Origin of the sequence: Cutibacterium sp. KBN10P07758 (genome assembly GCF_050286205.1) — a bacterium.
Lineage (GTDB): Bacteria > Actinomycetota > Actinomycetes > Propionibacteriales > Propionibacteriaceae > Cutibacterium > Cutibacterium acnes.
The window spans coordinates 1062917-1088707 of sequence record NZ_JBNNQV010000001.1; the positions used below are offsets into that span (position 1 = coordinate 1062917).

General features: G+C 60.9%; 33 protein-coding genes, 1 tRNA gene and 2 pseudogenes. 23 read left to right on the forward strand and 13 right to left on the reverse strand.

Annotated features, from left to right (window positions below; genetic code table 11):
- The first annotated feature begins 2 nt into the window (after nucleotides 1-2).
- The 10 genes from ACOYO3_RS05220 (at nucleotide 3) to ACOYO3_RS05265 (ending at nucleotide 8601) form a co-directional block, all read left to right on the forward strand.
- On the forward strand, nucleotides 3-611 hold the full coding sequence (locus tag ACOYO3_RS05220) for a TetR/AcrR family transcriptional regulator (protein WP_002515460.1): 609 nt from the start codon (nucleotides 3-5) through the stop codon (nucleotides 609-611).
- 94 nt (nucleotides 612-705) lie between these two features.
- Nucleotides 706-2469 (forward strand): MDR family MFS transporter, encoded by a 1764-nt coding sequence (locus ACOYO3_RS05225; protein ID WP_002520412.1) that lies wholly within the window; start codon nucleotides 706-708, stop codon nucleotides 2467-2469.
- Between the two features lie 102 nt (nucleotides 2470-2571).
- The gene (gene obgE, locus ACOYO3_RS05230) at nucleotides 2572-4089 is read left to right on the forward strand and encodes a GTPase ObgE (protein WP_002519089.1); all 1518 of its coding nucleotides are present in this window, start codon (nucleotides 2572-2574) and stop codon (nucleotides 4087-4089) included.
- Nucleotides 4082-5257, forward strand: coding sequence for a glutamate 5-kinase (proB, locus tag ACOYO3_RS05235; protein ID WP_002520414.1), 1176 nt, complete (start codon nucleotides 4082-4084; stop codon nucleotides 5255-5257). Before obgE ends, proB begins: the two co-directional genes overlap by 8 nt.
- Before the next feature lie 48 nt (nucleotides 5258-5305).
- Complete coding sequence (locus ACOYO3_RS05240; RefSeq protein WP_002520415.1) at nucleotides 5306-6553, forward strand: glutamate-5-semialdehyde dehydrogenase; 1248 nt, start codon at nucleotides 5306-5308, stop codon at nucleotides 6551-6553.
- Nucleotides 6554-6600: 47 nt separating this feature from the next.
- Entirely contained in the window at nucleotides 6601-6723 is a 123-nt protein-coding gene (locus ACOYO3_RS05245; RefSeq protein ID WP_002515513.1) for a hypothetical protein, read from the forward strand.
- Nucleotides 6723-7391 (forward strand): nicotinate-nucleotide adenylyltransferase, encoded by a 669-nt coding sequence (gene nadD, locus ACOYO3_RS05250; protein WP_002515455.1) that lies wholly within the window; start codon nucleotides 6723-6725, stop codon nucleotides 7389-7391. Before ACOYO3_RS05245 ends, nadD begins: the two co-directional genes overlap by 1 nt.
- On the forward strand, nucleotides 7388-7792 hold the full coding sequence (gene rsfS / locus ACOYO3_RS05255; protein WP_002515554.1) for a ribosome silencing factor: 405 nt from the start codon (nucleotides 7388-7390) through the stop codon (nucleotides 7790-7792). The genes nadD and rsfS overlap by 4 nt, the downstream gene beginning before the upstream one ends.
- Nucleotides 7789-8460 (forward strand): histidine phosphatase family protein, encoded by a 672-nt coding sequence (locus tag ACOYO3_RS05260; protein ID WP_002515504.1) that lies wholly within the window; start codon nucleotides 7789-7791, stop codon nucleotides 8458-8460. The genes rsfS and ACOYO3_RS05260 overlap by 4 nt, the downstream gene beginning before the upstream one ends.
- A gap of 68 nt (nucleotides 8461-8528) precedes the next feature.
- Nucleotides 8529-8601 (forward strand) — tRNA-Ala (locus ACOYO3_RS05265).
- Nucleotides 8602-8638: 37 nt separating this feature from the next.
- Here ACOYO3_RS05265 and ACOYO3_RS05270 read toward each other — a convergent pair.
- Nucleotides 8639-10108 carry a peptidoglycan recognition protein family protein gene (locus tag ACOYO3_RS05270; RefSeq protein WP_002520416.1) on the reverse strand — a complete coding sequence of 490 codons (1470 nt, stop codon included), beginning with the start codon at nucleotides 10106-10108 and terminating at the stop codon, nucleotides 8639-8641.
- A 413-nt stretch (nucleotides 10109-10521) separates the two neighbouring features.
- On the opposite strand from ACOYO3_RS05270, the gene ACOYO3_RS05275 reads away from it, so the two are divergent.
- The 4 genes from ACOYO3_RS05275 (at nucleotide 10522) to ACOYO3_RS05290 (ending at nucleotide 12061) form a co-directional block, all read left to right on the forward strand.
- Nucleotides 10522-10830: a hypothetical protein gene (locus tag ACOYO3_RS05275; RefSeq protein WP_002515687.1), complete on the forward strand. Its 309-nt coding sequence runs from the start codon at nucleotides 10522-10524 to the stop codon at nucleotides 10828-10830.
- Nucleotides 10800-11147, forward strand: coding sequence for a hypothetical protein (locus ACOYO3_RS05280; RefSeq protein ID WP_002515452.1), 348 nt, complete (start codon nucleotides 10800-10802; stop codon nucleotides 11145-11147). Before ACOYO3_RS05275 ends, ACOYO3_RS05280 begins: the two co-directional genes overlap by 31 nt.
- A 114-nt stretch (nucleotides 11148-11261) precedes the next feature.
- Complete coding sequence (locus ACOYO3_RS05285; RefSeq protein WP_002515510.1) at nucleotides 11262-11498, forward strand: hypothetical protein; 237 nt, start codon at nucleotides 11262-11264, stop codon at nucleotides 11496-11498.
- 242 nt (nucleotides 11499-11740) lie between these two features.
- Nucleotides 11741-12061, forward strand: a complete 321-nt coding sequence (locus ACOYO3_RS05290) for a hypothetical protein (protein ID WP_002520417.1) — start codon at nucleotides 11741-11743, stop codon at nucleotides 12059-12061.
- Here the strand turns inward: ACOYO3_RS05290 and ACOYO3_RS05295 are convergent.
- The 5 genes from ACOYO3_RS05295 to ACOYO3_RS05315 form a co-directional block, all read right to left on the reverse strand.
- Nucleotides 11977-12372, reverse strand: coding sequence for a hypothetical protein (locus ACOYO3_RS05295; protein WP_002529409.1), 396 nt, complete (start codon nucleotides 12370-12372; stop codon nucleotides 11977-11979). The two genes, ACOYO3_RS05290 and ACOYO3_RS05295, sit on opposite strands and share 85 nt — an antisense overlap.
- Entirely contained in the window at nucleotides 12369-12746 is a 378-nt protein-coding gene (locus ACOYO3_RS05300) for a hypothetical protein (protein ID WP_002515528.1), read from the reverse strand. The genes ACOYO3_RS05295 and ACOYO3_RS05300 overlap by 4 nt, the downstream gene beginning before the upstream one ends.
- Nucleotides 12697-13230 (reverse strand): ATP-binding cassette domain-containing protein, encoded by a 534-nt coding sequence (locus tag ACOYO3_RS05305; RefSeq protein WP_002515505.1) that lies wholly within the window; start codon nucleotides 13228-13230, stop codon nucleotides 12697-12699. The genes ACOYO3_RS05300 and ACOYO3_RS05305 overlap by 50 nt, the downstream gene beginning before the upstream one ends.
- Before the next feature lie 204 nt (nucleotides 13231-13434).
- Entirely contained in the window at nucleotides 13435-13659 is a 225-nt protein-coding gene (locus ACOYO3_RS05310; RefSeq protein ID WP_002529929.1) for a hypothetical protein, read from the reverse strand.
- A gap of 45 nt (nucleotides 13660-13704) precedes the next feature.
- Nucleotides 13705-14265, reverse strand: coding sequence for a flavin reductase family protein (locus tag ACOYO3_RS05315; RefSeq protein ID WP_002525041.1), 561 nt, complete (start codon nucleotides 14263-14265; stop codon nucleotides 13705-13707).
- 183 nt (nucleotides 14266-14448) lie between these two features.
- Between ACOYO3_RS05315 and ACOYO3_RS05320 the strand changes: the two genes are divergently transcribed.
- The 3 genes from ACOYO3_RS05320 to ACOYO3_RS05330 are packed head-to-tail and all read left to right on the forward strand — an operon-like array spanning nucleotide 14449 to nucleotide 15467.
- Nucleotides 14449-14736 carry a hypothetical protein gene (locus ACOYO3_RS05320; RefSeq protein ID WP_002515682.1) on the forward strand — a complete coding sequence of 96 codons (288 nt, stop codon included), beginning with the start codon at nucleotides 14449-14451 and terminating at the stop codon, nucleotides 14734-14736.
- A gap of 3 nt (nucleotides 14737-14739) precedes the next feature.
- A complete protein-coding gene (locus ACOYO3_RS05325; protein ID WP_002525040.1) occupies nucleotides 14740-14958 on the forward strand; it encodes a hypothetical protein in 219 nt (72 codons plus the stop codon).
- A gap of 2 nt (nucleotides 14959-14960) precedes the next feature.
- Nucleotides 14961-15467, forward strand: a complete 507-nt coding sequence (locus ACOYO3_RS05330) for a TetR/AcrR family transcriptional regulator (RefSeq protein ID WP_002525039.1) — start codon at nucleotides 14961-14963, stop codon at nucleotides 15465-15467.
- A gap of 87 nt (nucleotides 15468-15554) precedes the next feature.
- Here ACOYO3_RS05330 and ACOYO3_RS05335 read toward each other — a convergent pair.
- The 3 genes and pseudogenes from ACOYO3_RS05335 to ACOYO3_RS05345 all read right to left on the reverse strand — a co-directional run.
- Nucleotides 15555-16031: pseudogene (locus tag ACOYO3_RS05335) on the reverse strand (transposase); the annotation flags it as partial.
- 729 nt (nucleotides 16032-16760) lie between these two features.
- Entirely contained in the window at nucleotides 16761-18626 is a 1866-nt protein-coding gene (locus ACOYO3_RS05340; protein WP_002515670.1) for an FtsX-like permease family protein, read from the reverse strand.
- On the reverse strand, nucleotides 18614-19366 hold the full coding sequence (locus tag ACOYO3_RS05345) for an ABC transporter ATP-binding protein (RefSeq protein WP_002519080.1): 753 nt from the start codon (nucleotides 19364-19366) through the stop codon (nucleotides 18614-18616). Before ACOYO3_RS05345 ends, ACOYO3_RS05340 begins: the two co-directional genes overlap by 13 nt.
- 188 nt (nucleotides 19367-19554) lie before the next feature.
- On the opposite strand from ACOYO3_RS05345, the gene ACOYO3_RS05350 reads away from it, so the two are divergent.
- Together ACOYO3_RS05350 and ACOYO3_RS05355 are read left to right on the forward strand one after the other, a co-directional pair.
- The gene (locus ACOYO3_RS05350) at nucleotides 19555-20679 is read left to right on the forward strand and encodes a sensor histidine kinase (protein WP_002519079.1); all 1125 of its coding nucleotides are present in this window, start codon (nucleotides 19555-19557) and stop codon (nucleotides 20677-20679) included.
- Nucleotides 20676-21377, forward strand: coding sequence for a response regulator transcription factor (locus ACOYO3_RS05355; RefSeq protein ID WP_002519078.1), 702 nt, complete (start codon nucleotides 20676-20678; stop codon nucleotides 21375-21377). The genes ACOYO3_RS05350 and ACOYO3_RS05355 overlap by 4 nt, the downstream gene beginning before the upstream one ends.
- A gap of 293 nt (nucleotides 21378-21670) precedes the next feature.
- Here ACOYO3_RS05355 and ACOYO3_RS05360 read toward each other — a convergent pair whose 3' ends face one another.
- The 4 genes from ACOYO3_RS05360 to ACOYO3_RS05375 all read right to left on the reverse strand — a co-directional run bounded on the left by ACOYO3_RS05360 (nucleotide 21671) and on the right by ACOYO3_RS05375 (nucleotide 23871).
- The gene (locus ACOYO3_RS05360) at nucleotides 21671-22033 is read right to left on the reverse strand and encodes a hypothetical protein (protein ID WP_002515479.1); all 363 of its coding nucleotides are present in this window, start codon (nucleotides 22031-22033) and stop codon (nucleotides 21671-21673) included.
- Complete coding sequence (locus ACOYO3_RS05365; protein WP_002520424.1) at nucleotides 22030-23145, reverse strand: hypothetical protein; 1116 nt, start codon at nucleotides 23143-23145, stop codon at nucleotides 22030-22032. Before ACOYO3_RS05365 ends, ACOYO3_RS05360 begins: the two co-directional genes overlap by 4 nt.
- A gap of 192 nt (nucleotides 23146-23337) precedes the next feature.
- Entirely contained in the window at nucleotides 23338-23673 is a 336-nt protein-coding gene (locus ACOYO3_RS05370; protein WP_420481807.1) for a Tm-1-like ATP-binding domain-containing protein, read from the reverse strand.
- 3 nt (nucleotides 23674-23676) lie between these two features.
- Nucleotides 23677-23871 (reverse strand): hypothetical protein, encoded by a 195-nt coding sequence (locus ACOYO3_RS05375; protein ID WP_002519074.1) that lies wholly within the window; start codon nucleotides 23869-23871, stop codon nucleotides 23677-23679.
- On the opposite strand from ACOYO3_RS05375, the gene ACOYO3_RS05380 reads away from it, so the two are divergent.
- The 4 genes and pseudogenes from ACOYO3_RS05380 to ACOYO3_RS05395 form a co-directional block, all read left to right on the forward strand.
- Nucleotides 23870-24109: a hypothetical protein gene (locus ACOYO3_RS05380; protein WP_002520425.1), complete on the forward strand. Its 240-nt coding sequence runs from the start codon at nucleotides 23870-23872 to the stop codon at nucleotides 24107-24109. The two genes, ACOYO3_RS05375 and ACOYO3_RS05380, sit on opposite strands and share 2 nt — an antisense overlap.
- Entirely contained in the window at nucleotides 24103-24207 is a 105-nt protein-coding gene (locus tag ACOYO3_RS05385; protein ID WP_002551052.1) for a hypothetical protein, read from the forward strand. Before ACOYO3_RS05380 ends, ACOYO3_RS05385 begins: the two co-directional genes overlap by 7 nt.
- A 113-nt stretch (nucleotides 24208-24320) precedes the next feature.
- On the forward strand, nucleotides 24321-24842 hold the full coding sequence (locus tag ACOYO3_RS05390; RefSeq protein WP_002525035.1) for a hypothetical protein: 522 nt from the start codon (nucleotides 24321-24323) through the stop codon (nucleotides 24840-24842).
- Between the two features lie 146 nt (nucleotides 24843-24988).
- Nucleotides 24989-25737: pseudogene (locus ACOYO3_RS05395) on the forward strand (transposase); the annotation flags it as partial.
- Nucleotides 25738-25791: the final 54 nt, after the last annotated feature.

Genomic DNA, 25791 nt, shown 5'->3' on the forward strand with positions numbered 1-25791 from the left:
CTGTGGCTTCACCGACAGCAATTCGCACTCAAGGCGTCATTCGTCGTGCTGCCATTGAGCTAGCGATCGAAAAGCCGGTCGACGACGTCACCGTCGATGACATTGCGGAGCGTGCCGGGGTCTCTCGGCGCACCGTCTTCAACCATTTCCCATCCAAATATGACGTCTACTTGCCGCCTCTCGTTACCTATCCGCAAGAGGTCTTGGATGCCTTTGCCACGGATGTCGAGACTCCTCTCGCCACGCTCATTCGTGATCTGCTGGAGGCTCGCTGGCGCGCGACGAACGTCGACTTCGATGATCTTTGCATCCTCATGAAAATCGGACGGGAGAGCTCGGAACTCCGAATGGCCTTCAAGGAGGCCGTCGAAGGACAGCGGGCGGCATTGGTGGCTGCTTCCGCTCGGCGCACGGGCAAGTCTGAAGACTCGTTAGAGGTGCTGGCCCTGGTCGGTACTGTCCAGGCAATGGAACGCTGCGCCGTCCAGTCAGTCGTGGCTCGTCCTGGGGGAAGCTCGGCCGAGGTGGCCGACACCTTCGACCGCGTCGTCGACGTCTGGGCCAGGCTGTCCGCCGAGCTTAGCGCGGACATGTCGTCGACCAAGCCATGAGCCGAGCCCTGGCCATCTAGACCTGACGGCCCTCATCGTGCGCGCGTTCGAACGCGCCATTCCATCTGTCTCAGATCGTTACGAAAGTTGTTACATGACCGCAACTGCTGCTGCCGCTGTCAAGTTCAGACCGGACCGTCGGTTCTGGGTTGTCTACTTCTGTCTCATGATGGTGATGTTCCTGTCCTCCTTGGACCAGACGATCGTCGCCACGGCTCTTCCGACCATCGTCGGTGACCTGTCCGGCGTCGAGCACATGGCATGGGTCATCACCGCTTATACGCTTGCTATCACGGTAGGCATGCCGCTATACGGCCGGTTGTCCGACCTTATTGGCCGCAAGACGCTTTATCTCATCGCCATTGGTCTATTTCTGTTGGGGTCTGCCCTCTGTGGTACCGCCGGCGCCATGATCACGTTCATTTTCTACCGCTTCATTCAGGGCCTGGGTGGTGGTGGCCTCATGATCTTGTCCCAGGCGATCACCGGAGACCTCATTCCGCCGCGCGTCCGCGCTGCTTACATGGCGCCGATGGGTGCGATGTTCGGCGTCTCCTCGGTGCTTGGGCCGCTTCTGGGCGGCTGGCTCACCGACTCGATCTCCTGGCGCTGGGTGTTCTGGATCAACCTGCCACTTGGCGTGGTGGCCTGGATCGCCTGCCTCTTTGCTCTTAAACTCCCCAAGCACGAACTGGCGGCCAAGATCGACTGGCTTGGACTGACTCTCATGGACGCCGGTGCCGTGGCGATCGTGCTGCTCGCCACCTGGGGCGGTTCCCAGTACGACTGGTTGTCGTGGCAAATCATCGGTCTGGGCGTCATCACGGTCGTAGCATGGGGTCTGCTGCCCTTTGTGGAGCGTCGCATCGAGGATCCGGTGTTGCCGCTCGAGCTCTTCCGCAATCGCACTTTCGTCGTCTCGACGATTATCGGCATGCTGGCCATGGGTGCGATGTTCGGTGTGCTTGCTTACCTGCCGACCTATATGCAGATGACCTATGGCTACTCGGCTACCGTGTCTGGCCTGCTGCTCATCCCCATGACGATCGGGATTCTGCTGGCCTCGACGGTGACTGGTCTGCTTACCTCTCGCATCGGTCGGTACCGTATCTTCATCATCATTGGCCCGATTGTCGCGGCGGGTGGCATGGTGCTGATGTCCACCCTCAACGAGAACTCGCCAGTGTGGCGCATTATGGGCGATACCTTCGTCCTCGGTTTGGGCATGGGTATGTTCTTCCAGCTGCTCGTCATGGCGGTGCAGAACGACGTCCGCCCAACCTTGCTTGGAACCGCTACCAGCCACAACAACTTCTTCCGCCAAATTGGTGTGTGCCTGGGTGCCTCTCTTATTGGTGTGGCTTTCACCACCCGCCTGACCAACCGCGTCACCGATCTGTTCACGTCCTTGGCCGCGAGCAAGAACCCCGCGGTCCTCAAGGCGCTGGGGGCCATGAGCTCGCACCATGCTGCGGCCTCGCTGACTCCGGGGGCCGTCAATCAGATGCCCGATTTCATTCGTAACGGCATTATCGAGGCATACGTCAACTCTTTAACCCCGCTGTTTTTGTGGATGGCGCCGATGGTTGCAGCTGCGGGTTTGTTGGCCTTCTTGCTCAAGGATGTGCCGCTGTCCCACCACACCGGTTTGCAGATGCGTGCCGCGTCCGAGGCTGAGATGGAAGGTGCCCAGGAAGTTCCGGCAGTCGAGGGTCGCGAAAACCTGTCAGAAAACGGGCACGGTGACTTTTCTGACGACCTGGCCGGGTCGTCGGCTCGTCGCGCGACAGATGTTACGAAGGTCAAACCCACCCCGCCGAGGCACTCCGCCGGATCGAACCAACCGGGACAGGCCTGAGAGCTCGAGACGTATCACGGGGGCCGGGTGACGCGTCCTAGCGTCTAAACTGGTTATCTGTCCTGGGTCGGAAGGCCCGATTCCATTTTCTGAGGAGAGAACATGGCCATCCCGTCCTTCGTGGACCGCGCGACGCTGACCGCCGTGGCGGGCAAGGGAGGACATGGCTGCGCCTCTGTCAAGCGTGAGAAGTTCAAGCCGTTGGGGGGCCCCGACGGTGGCAACGGCGGCCATGGCGGGTCTGTAATCTTGCGCGTTGATCCTCAAGTGACGACTCTTGTGGACTATCACTGGCAGTCCACCCGTAAGGCGACGAATGGCGAGTCCGGACGCGGTGATAACCAGGCTGGGGCCAATGGATCCGACATGATCTTGGCCGTCCCAGAGGGCACGGTCGTCTCTGACGCTGACACGGGCGAGCTGCTAGGAGACCTCGTTGGGGTGGGGGCTGAACTCGTCGTTGCGGCTGGTGGTCGCGGTGGCCTCGGTAACGCAGCTCTTGCGAACTCGGCTCGCAAGGCTCCCGGTTTTGCCCTGCTCGGTGAGGCCGGGGAGGAACGCAAGATCCTGCTCGAGCTCAAGGTGGTCGCCGATATCGGCTTGGTGGGATTTCCTTCGGCGGGAAAGTCCAGCCTCATCGCGGCGATCTCGCGGGCTAAGCCGAAGATTGCTGACTACCCATTCACCACCCTGGTGCCGAACTTAGGTGTGGTCGTCGCGGGGGAGACAACATATACCGTTGCCGACGTGCCCGGCCTCATTCCAGGGGCGTCTGTGGGAAAGGGGCTGGGATTCGATTTTTTGCGCCACATTGAGCGGTGCCGAGCCATCGTCCACGTCATTGACTGCGCCACCTACGAGCCTGGCCGCGACCCGGTCAGTGATCTCGACGTTATTGAAGGGGAGCTTATTGCCCACGGTGGGCTTGAGGATCGTCCGCGCCTGGTGGTGCTCAACAAGGTTGACGTTCCTGATGCCGCTGATCTAGCCGATATCATCTTCGATGACGTCGCCGAGCGTGGCTGGCCGGTATTTCGAGTCTCGACGAAATCGGGGGAAGGGCTTAATTCGCTCAAATTCGCGATGGCCGAGTTGGTCGAGAAGGCCCGCGACAACGAGCCTGAGCCCGAGCCGGAGCGCATCGTCATTCGACCCGAGCCCAAGAATGAGCGCCAGGCTTTCTCCATCAAACGTCAGGGTGACGGCGAAGGCGGGTTCCTGTGGCGCGTGACTGGCGACAAACCGACTCGCTGGGTTGCCCAGACTGACTTCAACAATCCAGAGGCCGTCGGATACTTGTCGGATCGCCTGAATCGTTTGGGTGTCGAGGAGGAATTGTTGGCTGTGGGCGCCATCGCTGGTGACGCTGTCGCTGTCGGTGGTGAGGACGCCGTCATTTTCGACTTTGCCCCGCAGATTGAGTCGGGCGCTGAGCTGCTGTCTCGCCGTGGCGAGGACCAGCGCTTGAAGTCCGAGCGTCCTTCGGCTACTCGTCGTCGGGAGATGGACCGCGAATATCATCGTGCCCGAGAGGAGTATGGTCAGGTCGGTCGTGACCTGCGTGGAGAGTCGTGGCGCGCCCGTGTTGCCGAAGAGGAGTGGTTCGAGGGCCGTGACTGATCAGCGTGGAGCCATATGCGGGGCCGCCACCCTGGTGGTCAAGGTCGGATCTTCCTCTTTGACTCTTCCTGGTGGCGGGATTGACGTTCGTCGTGTTGACGACCTGGTTGATGCGCTGAGTGAGGTCATCGCGGTCGGCCGGCGTGTCGTCCTGGTGAGTTCCGGGGCGATTGCCACCGGATTTCCCGCCATGGGGATAACTCATCGTCCGCGCACTTTGGCTGGCAAGCAAGCGGCCGCGTCGGTGGGACAAGGTATTTTACTGGCTCACTACGCGTCGAGGTTTGCCAGTCACGGGTTGCGGGTGGGGCAGGTACTACTCACCGTCAATGACCTGGTGCGGCCCACCTCGTACCGCAATGCCTGGTCAACCCTCGACACTTTGCTGGGGTTGGGCGTCGTGCCGATCGTCAACGAGAACGACACGGTCGCCACCGGAGAAATTCGGTTTGGCGATAATGATCGGCTTGCTGCCCTGGTAGCCGAGCTGGTGCGCGCTCAAGCCCTCATCCTGCTCTCTGACGTTGACGCCTTGTACACCGCCCATCCGGATTCACCGGATGCTCGTCGCGTGGAGGTTGTGGAGGACATCGACACATTGGATGTCGATACCCATAAAGCTGGTTCGGGGGTGGGAACCGGCGGCATGACCACGAAACTTGAAGCCGCCCGAATGGCCACCTGTGCCGGGGTACCGGTGGTACTCGCAGCGGCGGTGGATGCCCCGGACGTTCTGGCTGGTGCCCCCGTGGGTACCTACTTCCGCCCGCTGGCGACGCGACGGCCCCGACGGTTGCTGTGGTTGGCCGACGCTGCCACCCCGCAGGGACAGATCGTCATCGACGACGGAGCTGTCGAAGCTTTGACACAGCGTCATTCCTCGTTGTTGGCGGTGGGTGTGACTCGGGTACACGGGGATTTCCAAGCAGGCGACCCAGTGACGATCCTGGCCTCCGACGGTCGAGTTGTTGGTCGCGGTATCGCCCAGTTCTCCCATGATGAGGTGCGCGTCATGAGGGGACGTTCGAGTGCCTGGCTGGCCGCAGAAATGGGCCCGGCGGCCTCTCGCGAGATCATCCACCGCGATGCCATGGTGCTGAGTCGTCGTCGTAAAGCTGAGCCGTCGTCGAGGAACCAGAAAAGTAGCGGGTCAAGGGTGACGTCCTGACTCACGGTCTGGTTATCAGGTGAGTGATGCTCAGCTGACGAATACCATATGGCCATGAGCTCGCGAGTCATCGAACAGGCCATAGCTGCCCGATCTGCCGCCACGGTGTTGCGTCGACTGCGTCGCATCGACAAAGACGACCTTTTGGCGGCAATGGGTATCGGGTTACGCAAAGGCGTCGACGAGATCCTTGCTGCCAACGGTGCTGACGTCGATCGCGGTCGCGATGCTGGGATGGACGAAGCTCTCCTCGACCGTTTGACCCTTACCCCGGAGCGGATCGAAGGGATGGCTGTCGGTTTGGAGGGGGTTGCTCATCTCGACGATTCCGTCGGCGAGGTGGTGCGCGGCTGGCACACTCCGCTGGGGGTCAAGGTAGAACAAGTCCGGGTGCCGATCGGTGTCATCGGGATCATTTACGAGGCTCGCCCCAATGTCACCTCTGATGCGGCCGGTATTTGCTTGAAGTCTGGAAATGCGTGTCTGTTGCGAGGATCTTCGTCGGCCCTAGAGTCCAACCGGGCAGTGATTGCGGCGATGCGATCCCGGCTGCCTGAGGAGATTCGTGAGGCGGTGCAACTCGTCGAGGGCGGCCACGAGGTCACCGATGAACTCATGACTGCCCGAGGATACGTCGACTTGCTCATTCCGCGCGGCGGTGCCGGGCTCATCAACGCCGTCGTGACCGGAGCCAAGGTTCCCGTCATCCAGACCGGGACCGGCAACTGCCACCTCGTCATTGACGTTAGCGCCGATGTAGAGATGGCGGTCAATATTGCCGTCAATGCTAAAACCCAGCGTCCCAGCGTGTGCAATGCCATCGAGACGGTTTTGGTGCATCGAGGAATTGCGGATTCGGCAGTGCGCCCATTGGTCGACGCCATGAGCGAACGCGGAGTCACGGTACACGGTGATGAAGAGAGCATCCGACTGGATCCGAGGATCGTTCCTGCCGCCCCTGATGAATATGACAACGAGTACTTGTCCCTGGACCTCGCGCTGCGCATTGTGGACGATCTGGAAGAAGCGGTCGATCACATCGCCAAGCATGGTTCAGGACATTCGGAAACCATCGTCACTAAGTCGATGTCTTCGCAGGAGTTTTTCGCTTCAAGCGTTGATGCTGCGGCGGTGCTGGTGAATTGCTCCAGCCGATTCGTTGACGGTGGCGAGTTCGGATTCGGTGCCGAGATCGGCATTTCTACCCAGAAGCTCCATGCGCGCGGGCCGATGGGCCTGCGGGAAATGACGACGACAACCTATGTCCTGCGCGGGGACGGTCAGACCCGTCCGTGACCGTTTAACGGTTGTCGTGGGGCGGTTGTGGGATAGGCTGAGACGTCATGAGTATCGTTCCTCTCCTGATGGAGTCGTCGGCCCTCGTCGTCGGCATCTTGACGCTGCTGGTTCTGCTGATCGCGTTGGCTATCGTCCGTGGTATCGGCAAGGGTCGGCCGCATTCCTGATGCCAAGTGTTGAGCTGGGGCTGGCGCGGGTCCACAACGGACGCCGCTACCGGCTCGGGGTGATGGGTGGCACCTTCGACCCCATTCATCATGGCCACCTCGTCGCAGCCTCGGAGGTTGCGGCCAGATTCGACCTCGACGAGGTCGTTTTCGTTCCCACCGGCGTGCCTTGGCAAAAGAAGGGACGCAGGGTTTCGCAGGCCGAGGATCGCTACCTCATGACCGTCATCGCGACGGCGTCGAATCCGTCTTTTTCGGTGTCGCGGGTCGATATCGATCGTCCGGGGGACACGTACACCGTCGACACCCTCAAGGATCTGCGCCGGGAGCGTGGCAGTGATGTGGACCTGTTCTTCATCACTGGCGCTGATGCTCTGAGTCAGATCCTTACCTGGCGTGGGGCCGACGAATTGTTTGACCTGGCGCATTTTATCGGGGTGTCGCGGCCCGGGGTGCCGCTGGGAACTAAGGACATTTCTCACTTGCCAGCAGAGAAGGTCACTCTTCTCGAGGTGCCTGCGATGGCCATCTCATCAACTGATTGCCGTCAGCGAGTCAGCGAGGACATGCCAATCTGGTATCTCGTGCCGGACGGCATCGTGCAGTACATCAACAAGCGCGGTCTTTACCGCGACAACAACGACAAGACCACTCCGGAGGATCATTGAGCGCCACTGAATATGCCATCGAGCTTGCCCGCGTAGTGGCATACGCTGCCCTTGACAAGAAGGGCTTCGATATCGTTGCCCTCGATGTCTCGGAGCATCTTGCCATTACCGATATCTTCGTTGTCATCTCGGCGGCCAACGAACGTCAGGTCTCGGCGGTCGTAGATGCTGTCGACAAAGCCATGCACGAGCACAAGGCCCATCGTGCACGTCGCGAGGGAGAACGAGAGAACCGCTGGGTACTACTCGACTACATCGACATCGTGGTGCACGTGCAGCATCAGGAGGAGCGCGAGTTGTACTCCCTGGAGAGACTGTGGAAGGACTGCCCGTCGGTCGATCTCCGACTTCCTGAAGATGAGATGTCTGTCCCCACGGACGTAGGGACAGACGCGCAGTGAGCGATCGAACGCGTCTCGTGTTCGTGCGGCACGGCAGGACGGCGTTCAATGTAGAGGGTCGGCTCCAGGGCCGTCTCGACATGCCGTTGGATGAGGTGGGGCGCCGTCAGGCATTTACGGTGGCTCAAGTCATTGCCGCGATGGAACCTGACGCGATCATCGCTTCTCCGCTACAACGTGCGCGCGACACAGCTCAGGCAATCGGCGCTTGTGCTGGATTGGGCGTGCAGTTGGATGATCGACTCATCGAGATCGATGTCGGACGTTGGTCGGGACAACGGGCTGCGGACCTGCGTCGCAACGACCCTGAGTACGCAGCAGGTGTGGTCAGCCCTATCGATTACCGGCGCGCCGATGGGGAGACGGCGAGCGAGGTCGCGGATCGAATCGTTGCCGTGTGTCAGGACGTTGTCGCGCAGTACGCCGGAGGAACGATCATCCTCGTGGCCCACGGGTTTGCGCTGCGGACCGGAATCTGCTGGCTGCTCGGCGGCGACTATGGCGCCTCACGATGCTTGGGCGGTCTTGATAACTGTTCATGGTCGATTGTTGACCACCTGCCGGAGGACGTCGTCGAGGCTAGAGGGTTCCTTTCACCATGGCGTCTCATGGCCTATAACTGTGGTGTCCCGGTGCCCGTGGACGTCGATTTTGCAAAGGGGGCATGATCCGCTAAAGTTCTACGAGTCGCCCGGGGACGGGAGATACTTGAGACTCGCTCTACGAGCGGGTTTCTGGGGCATTGGCGCAGTTGGTAGCGCGCTTCCATGGCATGGAAGAGGTCAGGGGTTCGAATCCCCTATGCTCCACTCGTCGTGAGGACCGGCTGACTGGTAAAACACCTAGTCAGCTGGTCTTTTTCTTACCCTCGGGCGATGGAGTAGGGCGGTTCTGGGGGTAGTCGGGTGGAGAGTCCGGTGATCGTAACTGGGTACGGCGCTGACTAGGGATTTCTTGTTGAGATCTAGATGAGATCGTACCGGGTACGATTACCCCAACCGGGCTCGGCAAGTGCCTGGGCATGACGAAAGCGCCCCCTCCCGGCAGCCAGCCAAGAAGGGGGCCACGCTCAGGCGACCGTGCGGGGCACCGCAGTCGAACCTGCACTCTCGCCGGCCCGCCGCGGCGGGCCGTCAGGAACATCCACCGACACCGGCGGTTCCCTGCCACCCTCGACACTGACCGCCGCCTCCGACACCTCACGCACCCTCGACGAGGTGTGCCGGCGACCGTGAGCCTGCGCATGGGGATGGCATACCTGTGGCAGATCTGCCGGGTGAGGTGGGCGGCCTTCTCCACCGCCAGCCACACCTGTGGGGACAGCCACTGCTTAGGCGAGTAGGCGTGGCTGGGGTTGTTGAAGGAGGCCCGTGAGCCCCCGTCGGCGCAGATTTCGATGCCGATCGAGTGGCCGTTGGGCGGGGCAAGCCAGCCGATGACGTCCTCGCCCAGGTACTGGACCGTCTCGGTGGCGTCGCACACATAGTGGGCGGATCCGCTCGCCGAGATGGAGGCTAAGTAGCCGGCGGTGCCCACCGCCCGGCCCGCCCGGGAGGCGGAGGGGAATCCGACGTCAGGGCAGGTGGCGTGGATGACGACGCGTGTTGGTGGAAGGTTAGGGTCGGCCGAATGGTGCGCGGCCTGAATGAATTGCATGTCGTTCTCCTCAACGTGGTGTGGGTTCAGGGTTCGGTGCAGGCTGGGGTGTAGGGGCGGGCTGGCAGACCGTCGCCCCCGCCACCGCCGCCTGCGGCACCCACACCGTGAAGAGCCGGATCGGCCCACGCCAGGCCTGCATGATGCCGTGGACCACCTTGTTCCCCCGTCGTGGAACTCCCTACAGTGGTGGTAGGCGTAGATGAGGGCCGCCACGAGGCCGGCGATAGCGGCGGCGACCGCGCCGACGGCGAGCACCACCTGGCCGACCGGGGTGGCCACCAGCCCGAGGATCGACGTGGTGAGCGAGGTCGCTATGTTGACTAGCTTGATCGCCGAGAACACCCCGGCCAGCGCTAGGGCCACCTTGAGGATCTTGGGCGCCAGGTCGGCGATCTGCCTGTGGTGATTCTTCAACCAGTCGCCGGTGCGCTTGAGCATGGGAACCAGCCGCGTGGTGGCCCATATCACCAGCTGGGTCATCAGCGGAAGCAGCTGGGCGCCGATCGTGACCTGCAGGCCCACCACCAGCCGCTCCTGGCCTACCGTCTTCGGCTCATCCGAGGCCGGCGCCACCCAGCCGAACACCTGCCGGCCGCCGGTCGGGTTGCCGTGGACGCCACGGGCCTGCCCGCCCGACCACACCGAGTGGGCCACCACATGCCGGGGCTTCACAGCCCGGCCTCCTGCGCCTCGCGCAGCAGCTCCTCTCCGGGAGGCGCGCTCGCCCACTCCTGCTATCCGTACTCCGCTACGCGCCGGACCGGTCGGCGATGACGGTACGGAACAGGCCGTCCTCGGTGCGGAGAGGCGGTACACGGTTCCATGGCCGACGCCGCCCCTCGCGGAGCTCTCGCTGATCGGAGCTCATGGACCTGCCTTCCCGGACGCCTCAAGCCCACTGCGCACGAAAACGAAGTGCGCACTCCAGATAAGGGGTCGGTCTGCGGTCCGTCTCACATGACGGGCGACCGCAGCGATCAACCACCGACTGATAGACATATGCTCATCTGGCGTCTAAAATTGCGCTTGTCGAGTGTGATGGCCGAGCTCGTCGCCGGAGGGGGCAGGTCATGGGAAGTGTGAGCGGGCGGCGGAAAGCTGCGTTGCTCTGGATCATGTTGACGGCGCTGATCGTCCTCGAGGCAGCGGACGTAGCGATGATGGCGATGCACGGCCAGATCCCCGGGGCGGTCATGCACGTCGTGCTGGCGATCCTCTTCGCGGTGATCATCGGCCCTGCCATCCTCCGGTTCGGCACCGATGCGGCGCTCTGGCTGATGGCGGCGAACCTGGCGCTGCTCATCATCATCGCCGTCCACGACTTCGATCACATGCGCCAGGCGATGGCATGGGGTACACGTTCACGATCCCCCTGCTGATCGTGAACTTCATCGTCTACGTGCCCGGGGCCCTCGCTTTCGTGCTGGCCTCCCGCCGCCCCGTCGCGGGAGCGGTGGCCACGACGGTCGCGGGGCCGTTGATCGCCATCGCCTTCCTCAAGCTCCATTTGCTGGGTGCGTGGGTCCCTGTCTGGGGGCCGTGGAACGAGCCCTTCACGGTGCTGGGCGTAGATACCCTAAGCTGGGCGATCCTCTGGATCACCGCGGTGGTCGGCATCGTCGTCGGTCTCGTCGGCGCCTACCTGCTCGGGCGTTCGGGCGCGGAGCGCGCGGGCGCCGGAACGGCGTCGTCGTGACGGTCCACACGGCTTCGGAGGCGCCGAGCGACATCGAGCACCGCGAACCGCGCTTCGGTCGACATCAGGGCGGAGAGGACCCGTCGGTCGATCCTCGAGGCCGTCGAGTGGATCGTGCAATCGGCCGGAATCAACCGAGGTGCGCTCTACACCCACTACTCCTCGCTCGGTGAGCTGGCCTTCGCCCTGCTCGCCGACGGCTATCGTGAGATCGCTGACGTCCACCTCGCGGCTCGGGCCGGGCGAGCGGTCGACCCGGCCACCGTGGTCGCGGAGCCCCAGCGCAGGATCGTCGACCTCTATGTCGCCCATCGGGCGCTCTTCGCCGCCGCAGAGTCCCTATCGCCCTAGTCCGCGCGTGGCGCGGCGCAGGCGGTGGCTGACCTGATGGAGGAGCTGTACCGGATCGCCCCGCCCGAGGGGGTATCGACGTCCCTCGGAGCGCGGTACACGGCGGAGGCCACGACAGGGCTCCTGCACGCTTGGGTCACAGGCGGGGTCGATGCGGAAACCTGAGCATCTCACGAACGATCTGCTGGCACTCATGCCGTGCGGTTCCCGCGCGCCCCCGCGCTTGTCGCGGAGAGCCGATTATGGCGGCCGCCGAGGCCGCAGGGGATTACTGCGACGCCCGATGCGTGCAGGTCCGGATCCCGATCTCTCCGGGCGTGCACATCGAGGGGGTGCTGCGACTCCCGGCTTCGGATCCGGTCGCCTCACTCGTGGTCCACGGGGCGACGGCCACGTCTTCCCACTTCTACAGGGGCTTCGCCCAGGACTTCGGTGCGGTCACGGCCGATCCGACGCGTCGGGTGCGCCTGCCGAGGCCTCAGCAGCGGGCTGGGGTGTTCCCGACGGCGGCGCAGCTGAAGCGCCTGACAGAGAACTCGCGGAAGCCGACGGGCCGATGGTGATGCTGCTGGGGACCACGGGGCCCGGATCGGTGAGCGCTGTGCGCTGACGGTGGCTGATGTGAATGTGGCGCGGTCTCGTCTGACGGTGCGCCGGTCGAAGTCGGGGCGCCCGCGTGCGGCACGGGTTCGATCCCCGCGTCGCTCACAGGCTCCTGGCCCGGTTCGGGGTCAGTGCCTCCGGCCGCGAGCAGGCGCAGGAAGTGCGATTTACTCGACCCGTTCCAGCCGAGTACTGCGACCCGATCACCGAAAAACGCGTCGAAATCGAATGCACGCATCAGACCCGTCACCTCCAGCGCCTCGCAGGTCACAACGCGCTACCCGGTCCGCCCACTGTGCAGCCGCATCTGAAGGCACTGCTCGCGAGGTTGCCCCAGCGGCGGCGCAGCTCGTCCAACCGCTCGAACCGCTGCTCCCGCGCACGGTGGTACGTGTCGAACCCGCCCGGATGCGTCCACGCAGTGTTGCCCGCAACGCCGAGTTCCAGTGTAATGATCGAGGTCGCCGTCTGGGCCAGCAGCTCACGGTCGTGACTCACGTATAGCACGCCCTTGTCCGTCGCGCGCAACTGCTCTTCCAACCAGCGCTTGCCTGGCACGTCCAGGGAGTTGTCCGGCTCATCCAACAGCAGCAGATCATCTGGGCCACGCAGCAGCGCCTCCAGCGCGAGCCCGCTTTTGCTCACCACTCGACAACGTCGACAACGACCGGTGGCGACACCGCTCGAAGGGCACCCCGAGAGCGGCGACCGTGCAGACGTCCCACAACACCTCGACGTCATAGCCGCCCACCTCGCCCCATTCAGAGATTGCTGAGGCGTAGACCAGCTGTGACTGGGTGGTGCCCTTCTTGTTCATCATGGCTTCAGAGCGTGCGAGCTGTGCGGCTGCGACGCAGATCTCCGGTGGCGAGACTGACAGTAGCAGTTCCTTGACTGTCCGGCCCGTGATGAACTGACCCATCACGCCAAAGTTACCGTCGCAAGTCACTATGCCCGAGTCCGGTGACAGTTGACCCATGACGATCCGCAGCAACGTGCTCTTGCCAGCGCCGTTCGCGCCAACGACGGCTACCTGCTCACCCGTTCCGAGGCTGAACGCGACGTTACGCAGCAATGGTCGGCCGTCAGGCAGCGTGTATGACACCGTAGCAACATCAAGATGACCCATGATTCAAAATCATCACACGTGTGATAAACGCGGGTTGGCCTGCCTGTCACCTCCATCGCCTTCATTGCGGCATGAAGGCCACTCGTGCTCTCAGCAGCCGCCCTCTCGCTTGGATCTGAGCTGGCCTGCCGCGCATCTTGCGGATCGAGGCGTAGGAGGCTGTGCGGGTTTCGCGGCGCGCGATGGCGGGGTTTGATTCCGCGTTCAGTGTGCCGAAGTCGGCGTCGTGTGCAGCAGCGTGATGACGGTGTCAAGCGGGAGGGTGCGGATGCGGTCGGGTGGCAGGTTCGGCACTACAGCAGTAACAAGATCAATCACGACAAGTTCCTCATGAGCAGAAGTCCTGCCGTCAGAAGCCCCGGACTGGCAGGGCATCAGGAAGGTCTGCCAAGTGGGTGCGCCTTGGCCTCCGCTTGTGGTGCGGGGCATGTTTAACTGCTGAATTACCGCGCTTTTCGTTGTCGAGAGAGGTGGTCAGTCCTCTAGAGCCAAAGTTCCCGTAACTCCGGGTTCCAGGAAAAATCCGGGAGCCAGACGGGAGTACATCTCGCCCGGTCCTAGTCCGATTACATCGGTGTGCACGGCTAAACAACGGATCTGGCCGAGGATCAGCACCTCATCGCCCTCGAGCGCGACTTCGCGGTACAGCTCGCATTCGCAGTAAGCCGGGCATTCGCGCAGATGCGGGATTCCGGCTGTGGAGGACGGCACTGGCGTGAGACCACTCGCCGCGACCCGTTCGGCACGTGGAGTCCGTGCGATTGCCCCAGCGCAGCGCGTCTGCTCGACCGTGGGGAAGCTCACCGTGTAGTGGCCCGTGGTCATGATGTCGTTGTGTGTCCAATGGTGCTTGGAGCATCCCAAGCTCAGTAACGGCCCGTTGAAGCCTGCCATCTGAACCCAGCTTTTGGGTGCAAGGTCGAGTTCACCCGATGCGGAGCTTGTGAGCACGTAGACGATCTGTCCGGCAAGGGGTGAGGGATGCCACTTCCACTTGTCGAGCGGCAGGATGGCGAACGGATCAGTTTGCACCAAATCAGGTTATCCCGCCGCGCAGTGACGTACCGCCCCGCGCCGGCGTACGGCTGCAGCCTCGCAGACGCAACCTGCCTGACCTTTTACTTGCCATCGCTCTTTGCCGCTCCACACGCCGGCGTGCGCGTTGACGTGATTAGATCTGGTCGTCGAGGGTGCTGATGTCGGGAAAGATGTTCATGGTTGGTTGCCTTGCTTGACGGTGATGTGGGCGTAGCCGTAGTGGCCGCCGGGGGAGTAGCCGGCGGAGTCGACGTTGCCGATGCGTTGTCCGGCGGTGACGATGCCGTCGTCGGCGGCAAGGATGGGGGTGCGGTCGGGGCGTCGTCGTCAGCGCTGGGGTGGAGTTTGGTTACTCCGGTGATGGGGTGGACGCGCATCCCGAATGCTGAGGTGGCGACCCGGGTTCCTTGGGGTAGTGGGAACACGACCCGCCCGGACGCCGGAACCGGGGGCGGCACCAAGTCCTAACGCATGAGTCTCTTGGTACTGGGTGAAAATCAGAATCGTGTTCGAGAACGACCGAGTTCAATCCTTACCCGATACCAACTGCTCGACTGCACCAATTTGCCGGTCATGCAGCTCATCAAGCTTCACTTCCCGAGCCGCCCTGGCATCCTCTACGCTCCTCGTCTTTTCGTCGCGATCGCAAGAAACTCGCCACTCGTCGCGCTATTAGAGAAGCAGCCCTGACGTTGTTTGCCCGGGACGGTTTTGACAGCGTGACCGTGGAACAGATTACCGAGGCCGCTGACGTCTCCGCCATGACTTTCTACCGACACTTCGGCAGCAAGGAAGCCGTCGTCACCAGCGTCGCCACTACTGACCAAATGAATCATGCCATTGGTGCGCTAGATCGAATTCGTATCCCAGGCGAAATCCCAGATGTTCTCGATGATTTCTTCGCAGACGCAGCATCTTGGGAAGCGGAACTGGCCGAGCGCGTTGCCTTAGTTCGAGCTAACCAGACTTTAGTGAATGCCCTATGGCAGCGTTCCACTTCCTGGACCGATGCCATCAGCGAGGTGCTAGGGCCTGGATTGGACTCGCGAATCTACGCCCGGGTCCTGGTGGGGACCATCACTGAGACGGTGCTCGCCTGGCCAGACTCACCAGAGTTCCCATCAAGCTTTGCGCTGCGGGAACTCATCGAAAAGACCCTGTCCAGCTTCGTGAACTACCATCAGCACCGCGGTATCTGACCCAATCACGTCCCCGATATGAGTGCCTCGTGTGTTACCCGGATCACTGAGCCAGCTTGAGTACGGGGCCCGGAACTGTGCGGTGTCCTTGAGGTTCAATGATCTCACGGCCAGGTACAAGGCCTTCAGCGCGTCGGGAAATGACCCTGCGCCCGCATGACCGTGCGGAAGCGGGTGTTCAACGACTTGATCGCGTTCGTCGAGCAGAGGATCTTGCGGATCTCGACGTCGTAATCCAGGAACGGGACGAACTCGGTCCAGGCGTTGCGCCGAAGCCGGATCATCGCCGGATAGGACCTGTCTGTCATAGACCAAGATCGGTGATCGTATCAATGGAGGTAGCTGCGTAGACCTTCTCTAGCAGGCGGGTTATCCACGTGTTCACCTCGTCGATGACCCGCTAGTGATCTAACTGATCGTGTCCTTCGACACCGACGTGCCATGCACCTCGGCAAAGTGCGCGGCGATCTCTCCAGTGGTCAGGCCCTTCACGAACAAGCTGAGGATCAGGTCCATGTCTGACAAGCGGCGTTGACGTTTCTTGACCAGCTGTGGCTCGAAGGTGCTGTTGTGGGAATTGCCCGAGCCACGGCCGACGAGGTCGTCCATCTGGTCGGATCGACACCCGCTGTCGTGTGATGGTTCGACGCATGGTCTGCGCGTCCACCTCGAACTGGCGGCCCAGTTGCACGGGCGTGCAACCGACTTGGTAGCCCCGGACGGCCTCCTTTGTTTTGTACAGAGCCCAGACTTCGCTGGCGCACGGGAACGCCGCGGCGTGCGAGATGGGCTGTCGCGGTCAGGCGGTGGATGTGGAACTGTTTGCCCAGCCTGCGTAGCGTCTCGCCGGCCTCGTAGGCAGCGACCAGCTCGACGATTTCGGCGGCGGTCAGAAAAGTTTGAGCCATCTCAGGTAAGCGAGCAGACTGACCCCGAGAGTCCACAACACAGGATTCCGGCGGCCACTTCGATGTCCGGTACACCTCTCGCGACCAGCGCACACACGGTTCGCGCGGCCGAGCCAGAGTCGTCACACTCTCTGCGTAGGTCTACCGATCGATGGCGAAGCGCCGCTGATAAGCGCAAACAGCTAGCCGCGGTAGCCGAAACTAGTAAAAATAGCCGCTATCGCAAGCTATCCGGTCGGGAAGTCTCAAGGCGTAATAGGCGGGGTCTTGTAGTAGACAAACCCTCTCTTATATATCCCGACATGGGAATCATGCGATCGGAGACAAAACTTCAGCGAACAGCCTCATCAAACGTCGATCCGACACATGCGCTACTCGGGCCAGTTCAATTGCTGCTGTAACGCAGTGACACTTGACTCCCGATAAGCTGCGCGACCACGGTGAGGACGGCTATGAGGCAGAACGCGCCAGCGGTCGTAGGCAGTGCAGCTGACACGGCAGCCCAGGCCGAGGTTCCGTTGTTGGAGGCAAACCTGAAACCCAGGGCCAAGATGACAGAAAACACCAAGATGCCGGTGACAACTTGCAGAATCGCTGCCTCGACGCCGACGGTGGCCAGGATGCCGAGGCGGCTGACTCCAAGCGAGCGCAGTACTTGGAATTCTTTGCGGCGTGACAGTCCGTTGCTGATGGTGGTCTGGATGACTCCGATGAGGCACATCAGGTAGACGGTGGCGAAGAGGCCAACATTGGAGCGATAGGTGTTGGCTCTGCGGAGATCTGACATGTACTGAACGAAGCCGGTCTTGTCGAAAACGGTTCCGCTGATGCCTTCAGACTGCAGCACGGAGCGGACTTCTCCCGTCGACAGGCCCTTAGTGAAGATGGTGGCGGTTGTGTTCTTTGGCCCGAGGGCGCTGATCTGGCCCCAGTCAAAGATGAGCCCTTCATACACTTCGTCGGTGAAGACCGCCACAACAGTCAAGGTCACAGGATGTCCAGTGTTGTCCACTACGGCTATGCGATCGCCCACTGAGTTACCAATCCCGCTTGCAATGTTGGTGCCCGTAACTCGGGACATGTCTCCCGCCGTGATGTGCAGGTTGGTCAGCTTGGCGAACGCCGGCGCGTCTGTGAAGTGCCACATACGTCGGGTGCCTCCGGCAACTCGGTATCGGGAGGCAAGCCGCGACTGCTGGCGGGTTTTGTGGCCCAGGGCCTTGGCGATCGGAGTAGCGTCATCAAGATTGGTGGTAATCACGGTGTCGGCGGCTACCTGTGCAGTGAGTGCTTGCGTGCGCATCTGCTCATCGGGTGCGTTAGCGACCAGGAACCCTCCCAGAATGCCGCATGAGATGATCGCCGGAGTGACGAGGCGCGCATAGCGCATACGATCCTTCGCGGCGCGTCGGGCAGCCAACTTGCCAGGTCCTGGCGCGAACAATCCGACGATCCGCCCGACGACCCATGCCCCGATAGGCATCGCCAGAGGAGCTGCCGCAAGAAGCGGCACCACGGCCAATATCGGCAATATCAGAATGATGTTGGTTCCCATACCCTGCGGGTCCAAAACAACCAAACTGACGACACCCGTCAGTATTAGAACGAACCGCCAAGCGATCTGCCACCAGGACATGCGGCGAGCCATGGGTGCAATGGACGCCAGCAGGTCACCTCTAATGCTGATGCGAGTAGCGACACAACCCGCAGTCGCGGCGACAGTGGCGATGAGCCCAGTCACCGCGAACATGCTGCCTACCGGGAACCTGAAGTCGATCGTCATGGTACGACCAAAGAAGCCGACTGCTTGCATGCCCCGAAACAAGGGATAGGTTAGTGCGGCGCCAATCAAGGCGCCGGGCAGGCCTGCGAGCAAGCCGAGGATGAAAGACTCGCTGGCAATCATCCGCGCCAGTAGTCCACGGCTGGCGCCCGTGAGGCGCATCATCGCCAATTCCTCTTGTCGGGATGCGATGACTTGCCTGATGGCTGTAATCATGAGGACACCGCTGATGGCGATTGCCAGCCCTGCCAACAAGGTCAGAATGCTTCGGATGCCGGGTAACTGTGTGGCAACTTCTTCGGTTGAGAAACCCGCAACGTGCACCCTGGTGATGTCAGAGAACCCATGAACCAGTCCGGCTTCGGCCGATGTCAGCGCTGCCGTAGCTACGATCGTCGCCAGACAGCCCAGATACAGGGTCAGGTGTTGACGAACCAGACGCACAGACAGAACAGTCAGCTCCCGCACGCCTGTGCCTCCAAAGCAGCGATGCGACTGGAGATTGCCACGGCGTCCATGCCGGTGCTGTCGTCGGCGATCTGGCCGTCGAAGAGAAACAACACACGAGAAGCCGAAGCGGCGACGACGGGGTCGTGAGTCACGATGATCACAGTTGATCCAGCCTGGGAAAGAGCCTCCAGATGAGTCATTACCTCGCGGCGAGACTCACTGTCGAGCGCTCCGGTGGGTTCGTCGGCGAAGACGACCTCCCGGGTCGAAGCAATGGCACGCGCGATGGCGACACGCTGTCGTTGCCCGCCTGATAGCTGATCTGGATATCGGTGAGCGAATCCAGCCATTCCCACGCGTCCGAGCGCAGCTTCGACGGTTGCATTGTCCATGCGTTTGCGGTCGAACAAGGCCGGTAGCTTGACGTTATCGGCAGATGTCAAGGCGTCAACGAGGTTGTAGGACTGGAAAATGAACCCCCACGATCTGCGGTGTAGCTTGTCCAGGTCGCTCTGGCTGAACCCTGTCAGATCTGCGCCGTTGTAGAGAACTTTGCCTGTTTTGGGTCTGACCAGTCCCGATATGCAGTTCAGAAGGGTTGACTTGCCCGAGCCCGAGGGTCCCATGATTGCTGTCATCGTTCCCGACTGGAACGTGACGCTGACACCCCGGAGCACTTCGGGACCCTTTTCGAATCGATGGTGTAGTTCTTTGACCTCTAGAGTCGGCACTGGTGGTTCCTCTCTAAGCCGGGTCATCCCTTGTCCTTCACTCCATCGAAAACTCCTTTGCCAAGGAATGGACATGAGTACCGAGTTGTAGTGGACCTGGCTCCACTGCTTTACGCCAGAGCCTGCGGTAGCCTCACAGAATGCATTCCGTTGAGCCTTCCTCGGTCACGAGACGGGTATGGCCCAACGGATGGTCTTGGAACCCGATTAGGTTTGTGTTCTCGACAGCGAACCTCAAGTCTCTTGCCCACGCGTTCGTTCTCGCCGTGTTGTGTGGTCCGATGGCCCTGCTGTCTTTGCTAGGACTGGTCCTCATTGGTGGAGTCGGTTCCGCGAGCGACGATATGTGGCGAGGAATGGCATTCTGGCGGGGATGTCGTGTTCCGCGTCCGCGCACGCCCGGTGTCGACTGGCGTACCTGGCTGTGCGCCCTGGTGCAGATGCTCCTGGGCGCGGCAGCCTTTGGTGTGCTCTCCATGGGATCGGTTTTGGCCGGTGCGTTCGCCTGGGCGGCGATCACGACTCAGCATGGGTGGGACCTCTTCGGGTGGTACCCGGGCGATGGGCTTGCCCGCCCCGTCATGGCGTCGCTGTCGCTGATCACTCTGATGCTCGAGATCGTCTCCTGTTGGGTCCTCTCTGGGTTGTCCGTGGCGGTGTGGGCGCTCCTCACCATGACGCGCACGACCGTTGACGATCTTCAGCGATCTCGTAAGGTGCTGACGGACTCATTCTCGAGTGAACGGAGACGCATTGAGCGAGAGCTTCACGATGGTGTGCAGCAGTACCTCACTGCAACACAACTAGCGCTGGCGACAGCGCAGCTCGCGTCAACTGACAACCCGGAGGCCCTTGCAGCCATCGCGATTGCACAGGAGAACACTGGACGAGCTGTTGCTGCGCTCCGCACGACCATCCGAGGGATCCACCCTCGAGTGCTCGACGAGGCCGGTCTGACTGAGGCTGTCCGTGAGCTGGTCGGCCTTTCCGGGTTACGTGGCTCGGTGCAGGTCCAGGAGAATGGACACGACCAGCAGGTCAGTTCTTCGGGAGCAGTGCTGCTGTACCACGCCGTTGCCGAGGCCATGACGAATGCTGTTCGACATGGAGGAGCCTCAGCTGTCGCGGTCACTGTCACCTGGCATGCGGAGTCAGTCGAGGTGACGGTCGTCGATGATGGCACCGGTCCCCAGGACGGAGCAGTGTCCCCGGACAGTTCTGGACTGGCTGGCCTGACGCAACAAGCTGAGATGCTTGGCGGCAGCCTCTGGTTCGGACAAGATAAGGCCACAGGCGGTGGGCGATTGCGTGTACAAATCCCTCGCAAGACCGCTGTATGAGGAAGGAGGCCGAGATGAAAGTACTACTGGCTGAGGATTCGGCTCTGTTACGAGCTGGGCTTTGCCAACTGTTGCGAGCCATGGGGCACCACGTCGTCGAGGTGGGCGACGCCGACACTCTGTTGCAGGCGGGACGATTCAGCGACATCGAGGCGATTGTTACAGATGTCCGCATGCCCCCGCGGATGGCCGATGACGGTTTGGCAGTCGTTCACGAGCTACGCCGTGAACGACTTGCTGAGGGGCGCCCGGTTTTGCCTGTCATCGTACTGTCCCAGTATGTTGCGGCAGCCTATCTGGACCGACTCCTGGACTACGGGGCATTCGGCTATCTACTCAAGGAGCGCGTTTCGGATGTTGCCGAGTTCTCGCGGGCTCTCGTCGACGTGGTAGCCGGGGGAACTGTCGTGGACCCCGAAGTCACCCGCGCACTCGTCGGCGCTGCTAGTGACGGTTTGGCCATGTTGACTGATCGGGAACGGGACGTCCTAGAACTCATGGCCCAAGGACTCTCCAATTCTCAGATTGGTGAGCGATTGTTTTTGAGCCGTAGCGGCGTCAGCAAGCACGTGGCCAACGTCTTCATCAAGCTCGGCTTTGATCCCACCGACGACAACCGCCGTGTTCGAGCCGTACTTGTGTGGTTGAGACGAGAGGGTATTCACCGGGCTCCTTCGAAGCTGCTGGAACCTCGATAACTCATATAGTCAGGTCCGGGGAGGCTGAGCGGGTCGCAACTGCTGGGCGGGTGCGATCAGTGAAAATGCTGGGTCCTGGATTGGGCTCGCGAATCTCGGCTTGGACCCTGGTGGGAGCCACCATTGAGATCGCACTCATCTGGCACGACTCGCCGGTGTTCCCGTGGAGCAGTGCCCTACGGGTGCCCATGGAGAAGACCTTATGCGAGCTCGCAGAAAACTACCGGATTGGCAATACTTGAGCGGCCCACTGTTCAGCGCAGGGCGCCGTTGACGAAGGCGGACGGGGTTAGTTAGCCTTCGGTACGCACCTCCCAAGTATCCCCGACTAGCTCACCAGTCGAAATGACGTGGTCGCGTAGAGAGTGCTTACAAATAGGCATATCCGTCTCAATAATTTCGGCAAGCTTGAGCACCCAATGTCGGTCACAGTACCGCTCAATTTCCGGATCTATTCCTTCCTGGACGGGTACCCGGACAATGAAGCGCGTGACGGAGTCAACGCAAAGCGATTCGGTCCAAGCGCACGCCGCGCCGCCTTCACCCGGGATGTCGAAGTCATCGGGGCCTCCATCATCGAATTCCGTCGAGCGGCCGCGATGAGCTCTCGGCTCATCCTTGGTTGGAAGGACAGTTCGTACCTGTTTCTCAGTCATGCCGTTCGGCCTCCGTATTCCTTGTCAAGAATCGACTCCATGTGGGTGACAGCGTCCTGGATCTCGCGATTGTCGAGGACGATGGATGAGTCGAGCCACCGTCCCCATTTACGTTTGAAGCGGTCGTCGAGTCGGTTGACTAGTTCACACTCGTCGGTGGGGGAGAACCGGATGAACGCTTCGGTGCCATCCCGGTCCATATGGACCTTGACGTTTGTGTCGAGTTGTCGTTCGGCGGAAGGACGGGGAAGGACCAGACAGACGTCCAACTGGTCGACGAGTATGCCCCACCAAGCCGCGTCATTTTCGTGAACGACGCGGACGTTCATTTCGGGGAGGTATGTTTTCGGCACGAATCCAATTGCATGCATCCATGTGGGCTGGGTGCCATCGTCGTAGCATGCCTTGACCATGGAAACCGTTCTACCCATGGTACGGCCATCTTCTAGGAGGATTTCATTGCCGCCAAAGTTGGCGGAAGTAAGTCTCAGGCCACAATCTTTTTCACCAGCAGTTGCAAGTTTGAGCTCGCTCACCGCATCTGGACCCTCGATCGCGTCGAGGAGGTCGAAGGCGTAGCTGAAGGGTTTTCGCGCTTGCTCAGGGTCTGTCAAGAGGCCGACCACCTCGGCTCGCATGGGAGTTTCCTGGAGCACGCTGCTGTCGAGCCACTCCTGAAACTCCGACAGAGTCGAGAAATTGCTGACACAGCACTTGGTTGAACTGTAGGTAACGAGGTTGTGTTCTGCGCAGAATAGTTTGGCTGCTACGGTTTGCCCACCGTAAATGTCGCTATCAAGATAACGGTGCCCTGCAGCGTCCTGGGATGCGATCCAGTCGAACCAATCAAGGATCGGGGCTTCCGCCCCGGTATCTCGATGTGAGTACGGATTCTCGTAAGATGCTGCTTCCCCGTCGATAGTGCACTTGGCGAGATTGCCATTGACGGCGATTTCATAATGGGCCGGGTTGCCGTGGGAGTCGAGGGCGTCGACGATGTATGTGTTGTCCATGGTCTTCGTGAATGAGGACGGCGTCAACTCAGTACCATACGGAAGTAAATAATCGTCCGGGAGAGCGAGTGGGAGAGAACGTTCGTGCTCTTTCTTCATGGTGGTTACACTACCACGTCTACATAGCTATGCGGGTAGTTTCCTTTTGCCGAGACTGCCGCCTGTGAACTATTTCATCTCATGGAGGAGTCCGACCGAGTACATGGAAAAATTCTTGAGGAATCATCTGGATAGCCTTCTAATCTGGATCTCCTAGTCACATATTCCCGTGAGTAGTCCAGACGATGCGAGCTATTCCATCGATTTCTCACCGGAATCAGTTGTGTGGAAGACGAGGACTTCGTACCCAAGTCTTGCGGCTTCGTCAGCGGCGGGCGTTGTCAATCCGGACATCGTCAGGCCAGCGACCGGTTTGTTGTGAGCTGTGTTGCTGACGATTCCAGCTTCTTCGTACTCTTTGACCATGGCTGCGATAGCGGCGGATGCATTCGCGAAGACCATGCGCGATACGTGATTGATGTCGGCCACGTTAACGACGGAGTACATAAGTGTGACGTCGGCCTGTCCCACGTAGGCTCTGGCATCTCCGGAAGACATCGTGGAAACCAGGAGCTTGGGGAATTCAATCGGCTATGCGGCTGTTGGAGAATGAGCCAACATCGATGATGACTCTACCTTGCTGCCGTTGGTAAGAATGCGGTGACGAAGCCAGTCGAGCTCGTCTCCCTCGGTATCCAAGGTTCCGAACACAGCAATTGCGGCCATGAAACACTCCTTCGTGATCATGTCATCATGACCGTAGTTCGGTGATTCTGCCTGCACCATGCTGCTTGAGACGAATTGGCCTATATGGTTGTACCGCTGGTTGCGAAGAAGGGCAATACTCCAGGTGTGGTTGTCGAAGTTGGCCCTGCAAATATCTCGGCAAACCGTGGCGGAGGCTTTTGGGATTGTTGAACCGGCTGGACTACCCATATTGCGTGCGGCTATCGCGGAACCGTTCGCTCGTGATGGAGTTCCCACGGTCCCGCAGCGGATCGCTGTTAACACCGGCGTATGCTGACTGTCGCAGGTCTGGCTCTTGATCTCGTTGACCGCGATTTGCGACGTGCGCCAGCGATGTTCTATTACCAGACGAACATCCATATCCGACTGGTCTGACGATGGCTCCCAGCCATCGCAAAGCCCTTGCTGCCTTGCTTGATCACTATAGTGTTCCCGTTGTCGAGGATTGCTGCTCGTATGACCTCACTGCATCGGGATTACCCGCTCCCATGTTGGCAGGAGAGATGAGCGATGATCTGGTACTCACGATCGGAACACTGTCGAAACTGTTTTGGGGTGGTCTGAGAATCGGATGGTTGAGAGCCAGTTCGACGCGCATTCGGCAACTGATCGAGCGTCGCAAGGCGGAGGATCTTGCCAGCCCCATATCAACCCAGGTGGTTGCCACCAACCTGATGACGCATGTGGGGGAAGCGCGTCGAGAGCGACGAGCGCTCTTCAAGCCGGCCGGGGGGCAACATGTGAGGTTGTTAGCGACGTGTTTCCGGCGTGGGTGTGGACCGCATCACAAAGTGGTACTGGTTTGTGGGCCGATACTCACAATGACTCCTCAGCTTTGGCTGAACCTGCGAAACGAGTGGGGGTTCGACTGGCTCCGGGGCCGGGATATTCGGCTTATGACGGGCAGCGGACAATGTTGCGGCTTCCTGTCTGGCATGAACCGGAGTCGCTCGAGAAAGCATTGGGAATGCTGCGCCGAGCCATCTCTGATAGGTGATGACGCCGATTGATTCGGGTGCGCCCGCACGGTGCTGCGGCGGCTGGAGGGGTTGCGGGGTTGGTTGTTCGCATGAGTGGAACGTGAGTGCGATCAAAACTGGCGGTCGTTGGGAATACACTCACTCACGTTCGAAACGTATGAAGGGCGCGTGGGCGCAGGAGGCTGGCGATGGTCGAAGAGCGTTTGAAACAGGTCTTCAAGACCTGGCTGCCGGCCCAATCCCGGACTTGGCGTGACGGCATCTGAATCGTCGCGATGGACGGTTTCGCCGGCTTCAAGACGGCTGCGGCTGAAGAAATCCCCAAGGCCACGACGGTCGTGGACCGCATCCACGTCATCCGCCTCGCAGGTGACGCGCTCGACTTGTGTCGGTGCCGGGTCCAAATCGAGCTGTACAGCACCCGGGACCGCAGGCACCACCTGCTTACCAGAATCAGCGAACCCTCCCCACCGGCGCAGATCATCTACCCACTGACAAGCAACAGCAGCGCGTGAATGAGCTGTTCGCCGCTGATCGGCACGTCGAAGTCGAGGCCACATAGGGGTCTATTAGCGCATGTTCGCCGTCTACCGCGCCAGCACGCGAGCAGAGGGCAAGAAGACCATGACCCGTTTGATTAACTCAATTGCCTCAGCCGCCCCCACCAGCCTTGCCGCGGTCTGCAAGCTTGGCCGGGTCCTGACCAAGCGCGGCGAGGATATCCTCGCGTTCTTACCACCATGACTCCAGCAACGGCCCCACCGAAGCGATCAATGGATGTCTCGAACACCTCCACGGCACCGCCCGTAGCTTTCAGACCCTCCTTACCCACGGCACCACCAGATCCCTCTTGGAAACCGGCAGATCCAGACCCCAACAACACTCCCGAACCGTGAAAAGCCCGAAAACCTCTAGAGGGAAATAACTGTCCTTTTCTCCGTCAATCACCACGGTGGCGGAATTTCCTTTATCCTAAAGC

What these genes read in the sequence shown, in the direction of transcription:
- ACOYO3_RS05225 (WP_002520412.1), top strand. Translation starts at nt 706, where the DNA reads ATGACCGCAACTGCTGCTGCCGCTGTCAAGTTCAGACCGGACCGTCGG.
- obgE (WP_002519089.1), top strand. Translation starts at nt 2,572, where the DNA reads ATGGCCATCCCGTCCTTCGTGGACCGCGCGACGCTGACCGCCGTGGCG.
- ACOYO3_RS05240 (WP_002520415.1), top strand. Translation starts at nt 5,306, where the DNA reads ATGGCCATGAGCTCGCGAGTCATCGAACAGGCCATAGCTGCCCGATCT.
- ACOYO3_RS05245 (WP_002515513.1), top strand. Translation starts at nt 6,601, where the DNA reads ATGAGTATCGTTCCTCTCCTGATGGAGTCGTCGGCCCTCGTCGTCGGC.
- nadD (WP_002515455.1), top strand. Translation starts at nt 6,723, where the DNA reads ATGCCAAGTGTTGAGCTGGGGCTGGCGCGGGTCCACAACGGACGCCGC.
- ACOYO3_RS05275 (WP_002515687.1), top strand. Translation starts at nt 10,522, where the DNA reads ATGGGAAGTGTGAGCGGGCGGCGGAAAGCTGCGTTGCTCTGGATCATG.
- ACOYO3_RS05280 (WP_002515452.1), top strand. Translation starts at nt 10,800, where the DNA reads ATGGGGTACACGTTCACGATCCCCCTGCTGATCGTGAACTTCATCGTC.
- ACOYO3_RS05290 (WP_002520417.1), top strand. Translation starts at nt 11,741, where the DNA reads ATGGCGGCCGCCGAGGCCGCAGGGGATTACTGCGACGCCCGATGCGTG.
- ACOYO3_RS05305 (WP_002515505.1), bottom strand. Translation starts at nt 13,230, where the DNA reads ATGGGTCATCTTGATGTTGCTACGGTGTCATACACGCTGCCTGACGGC.
- ACOYO3_RS05310 (WP_002529929.1), bottom strand. Translation starts at nt 13,659, where the DNA reads ATGCCCCGCACCACAAGCGGAGGCCAAGGCGCACCCACTTGGCAGACC.
- ACOYO3_RS05325 (WP_002525040.1), top strand. Translation starts at nt 14,740, where the DNA reads ATGAGTCTCTTGGTACTGGGTGAAAATCAGAATCGTGTTCGAGAACGA.
- ACOYO3_RS05345 (WP_002519080.1), bottom strand. Translation starts at nt 19,366, where the DNA reads ATGACCCGGCTTAGAGAGGAACCACCAGTGCCGACTCTAGAGGTCAAA.
- ACOYO3_RS05355 (WP_002519078.1), top strand. Translation starts at nt 20,676, where the DNA reads ATGAGGAAGGAGGCCGAGATGAAAGTACTACTGGCTGAGGATTCGGCT.
- ACOYO3_RS05360 (WP_002515479.1), bottom strand. Translation starts at nt 22,033, where the DNA reads ATGACTGAGAAACAGGTACGAACTGTCCTTCCAACCAAGGATGAGCCG.
- ACOYO3_RS05365 (WP_002520424.1), bottom strand. Translation starts at nt 23,145, where the DNA reads ATGAAGAAAGAGCACGAACGTTCTCTCCCACTCGCTCTCCCGGACGAT.
- ACOYO3_RS05380 (WP_002520425.1), top strand. Translation starts at nt 23,870, where the DNA reads ATGCTGCTTGAGACGAATTGGCCTATATGGTTGTACCGCTGGTTGCGA.
- ACOYO3_RS05375 (WP_002519074.1), bottom strand. Translation starts at nt 23,871, where the DNA reads ATGGTGCAGGCAGAATCACCGAACTACGGTCATGATGACATGATCACG.
- ACOYO3_RS05385 (WP_002551052.1), top strand. Translation starts at nt 24,103, where the DNA reads ATGCTGACTGTCGCAGGTCTGGCTCTTGATCTCGTTGACCGCGATTTG.
- ACOYO3_RS05390 (WP_002525035.1), top strand. Translation starts at nt 24,321, where the DNA reads ATGTTGGCAGGAGAGATGAGCGATGATCTGGTACTCACGATCGGAACA.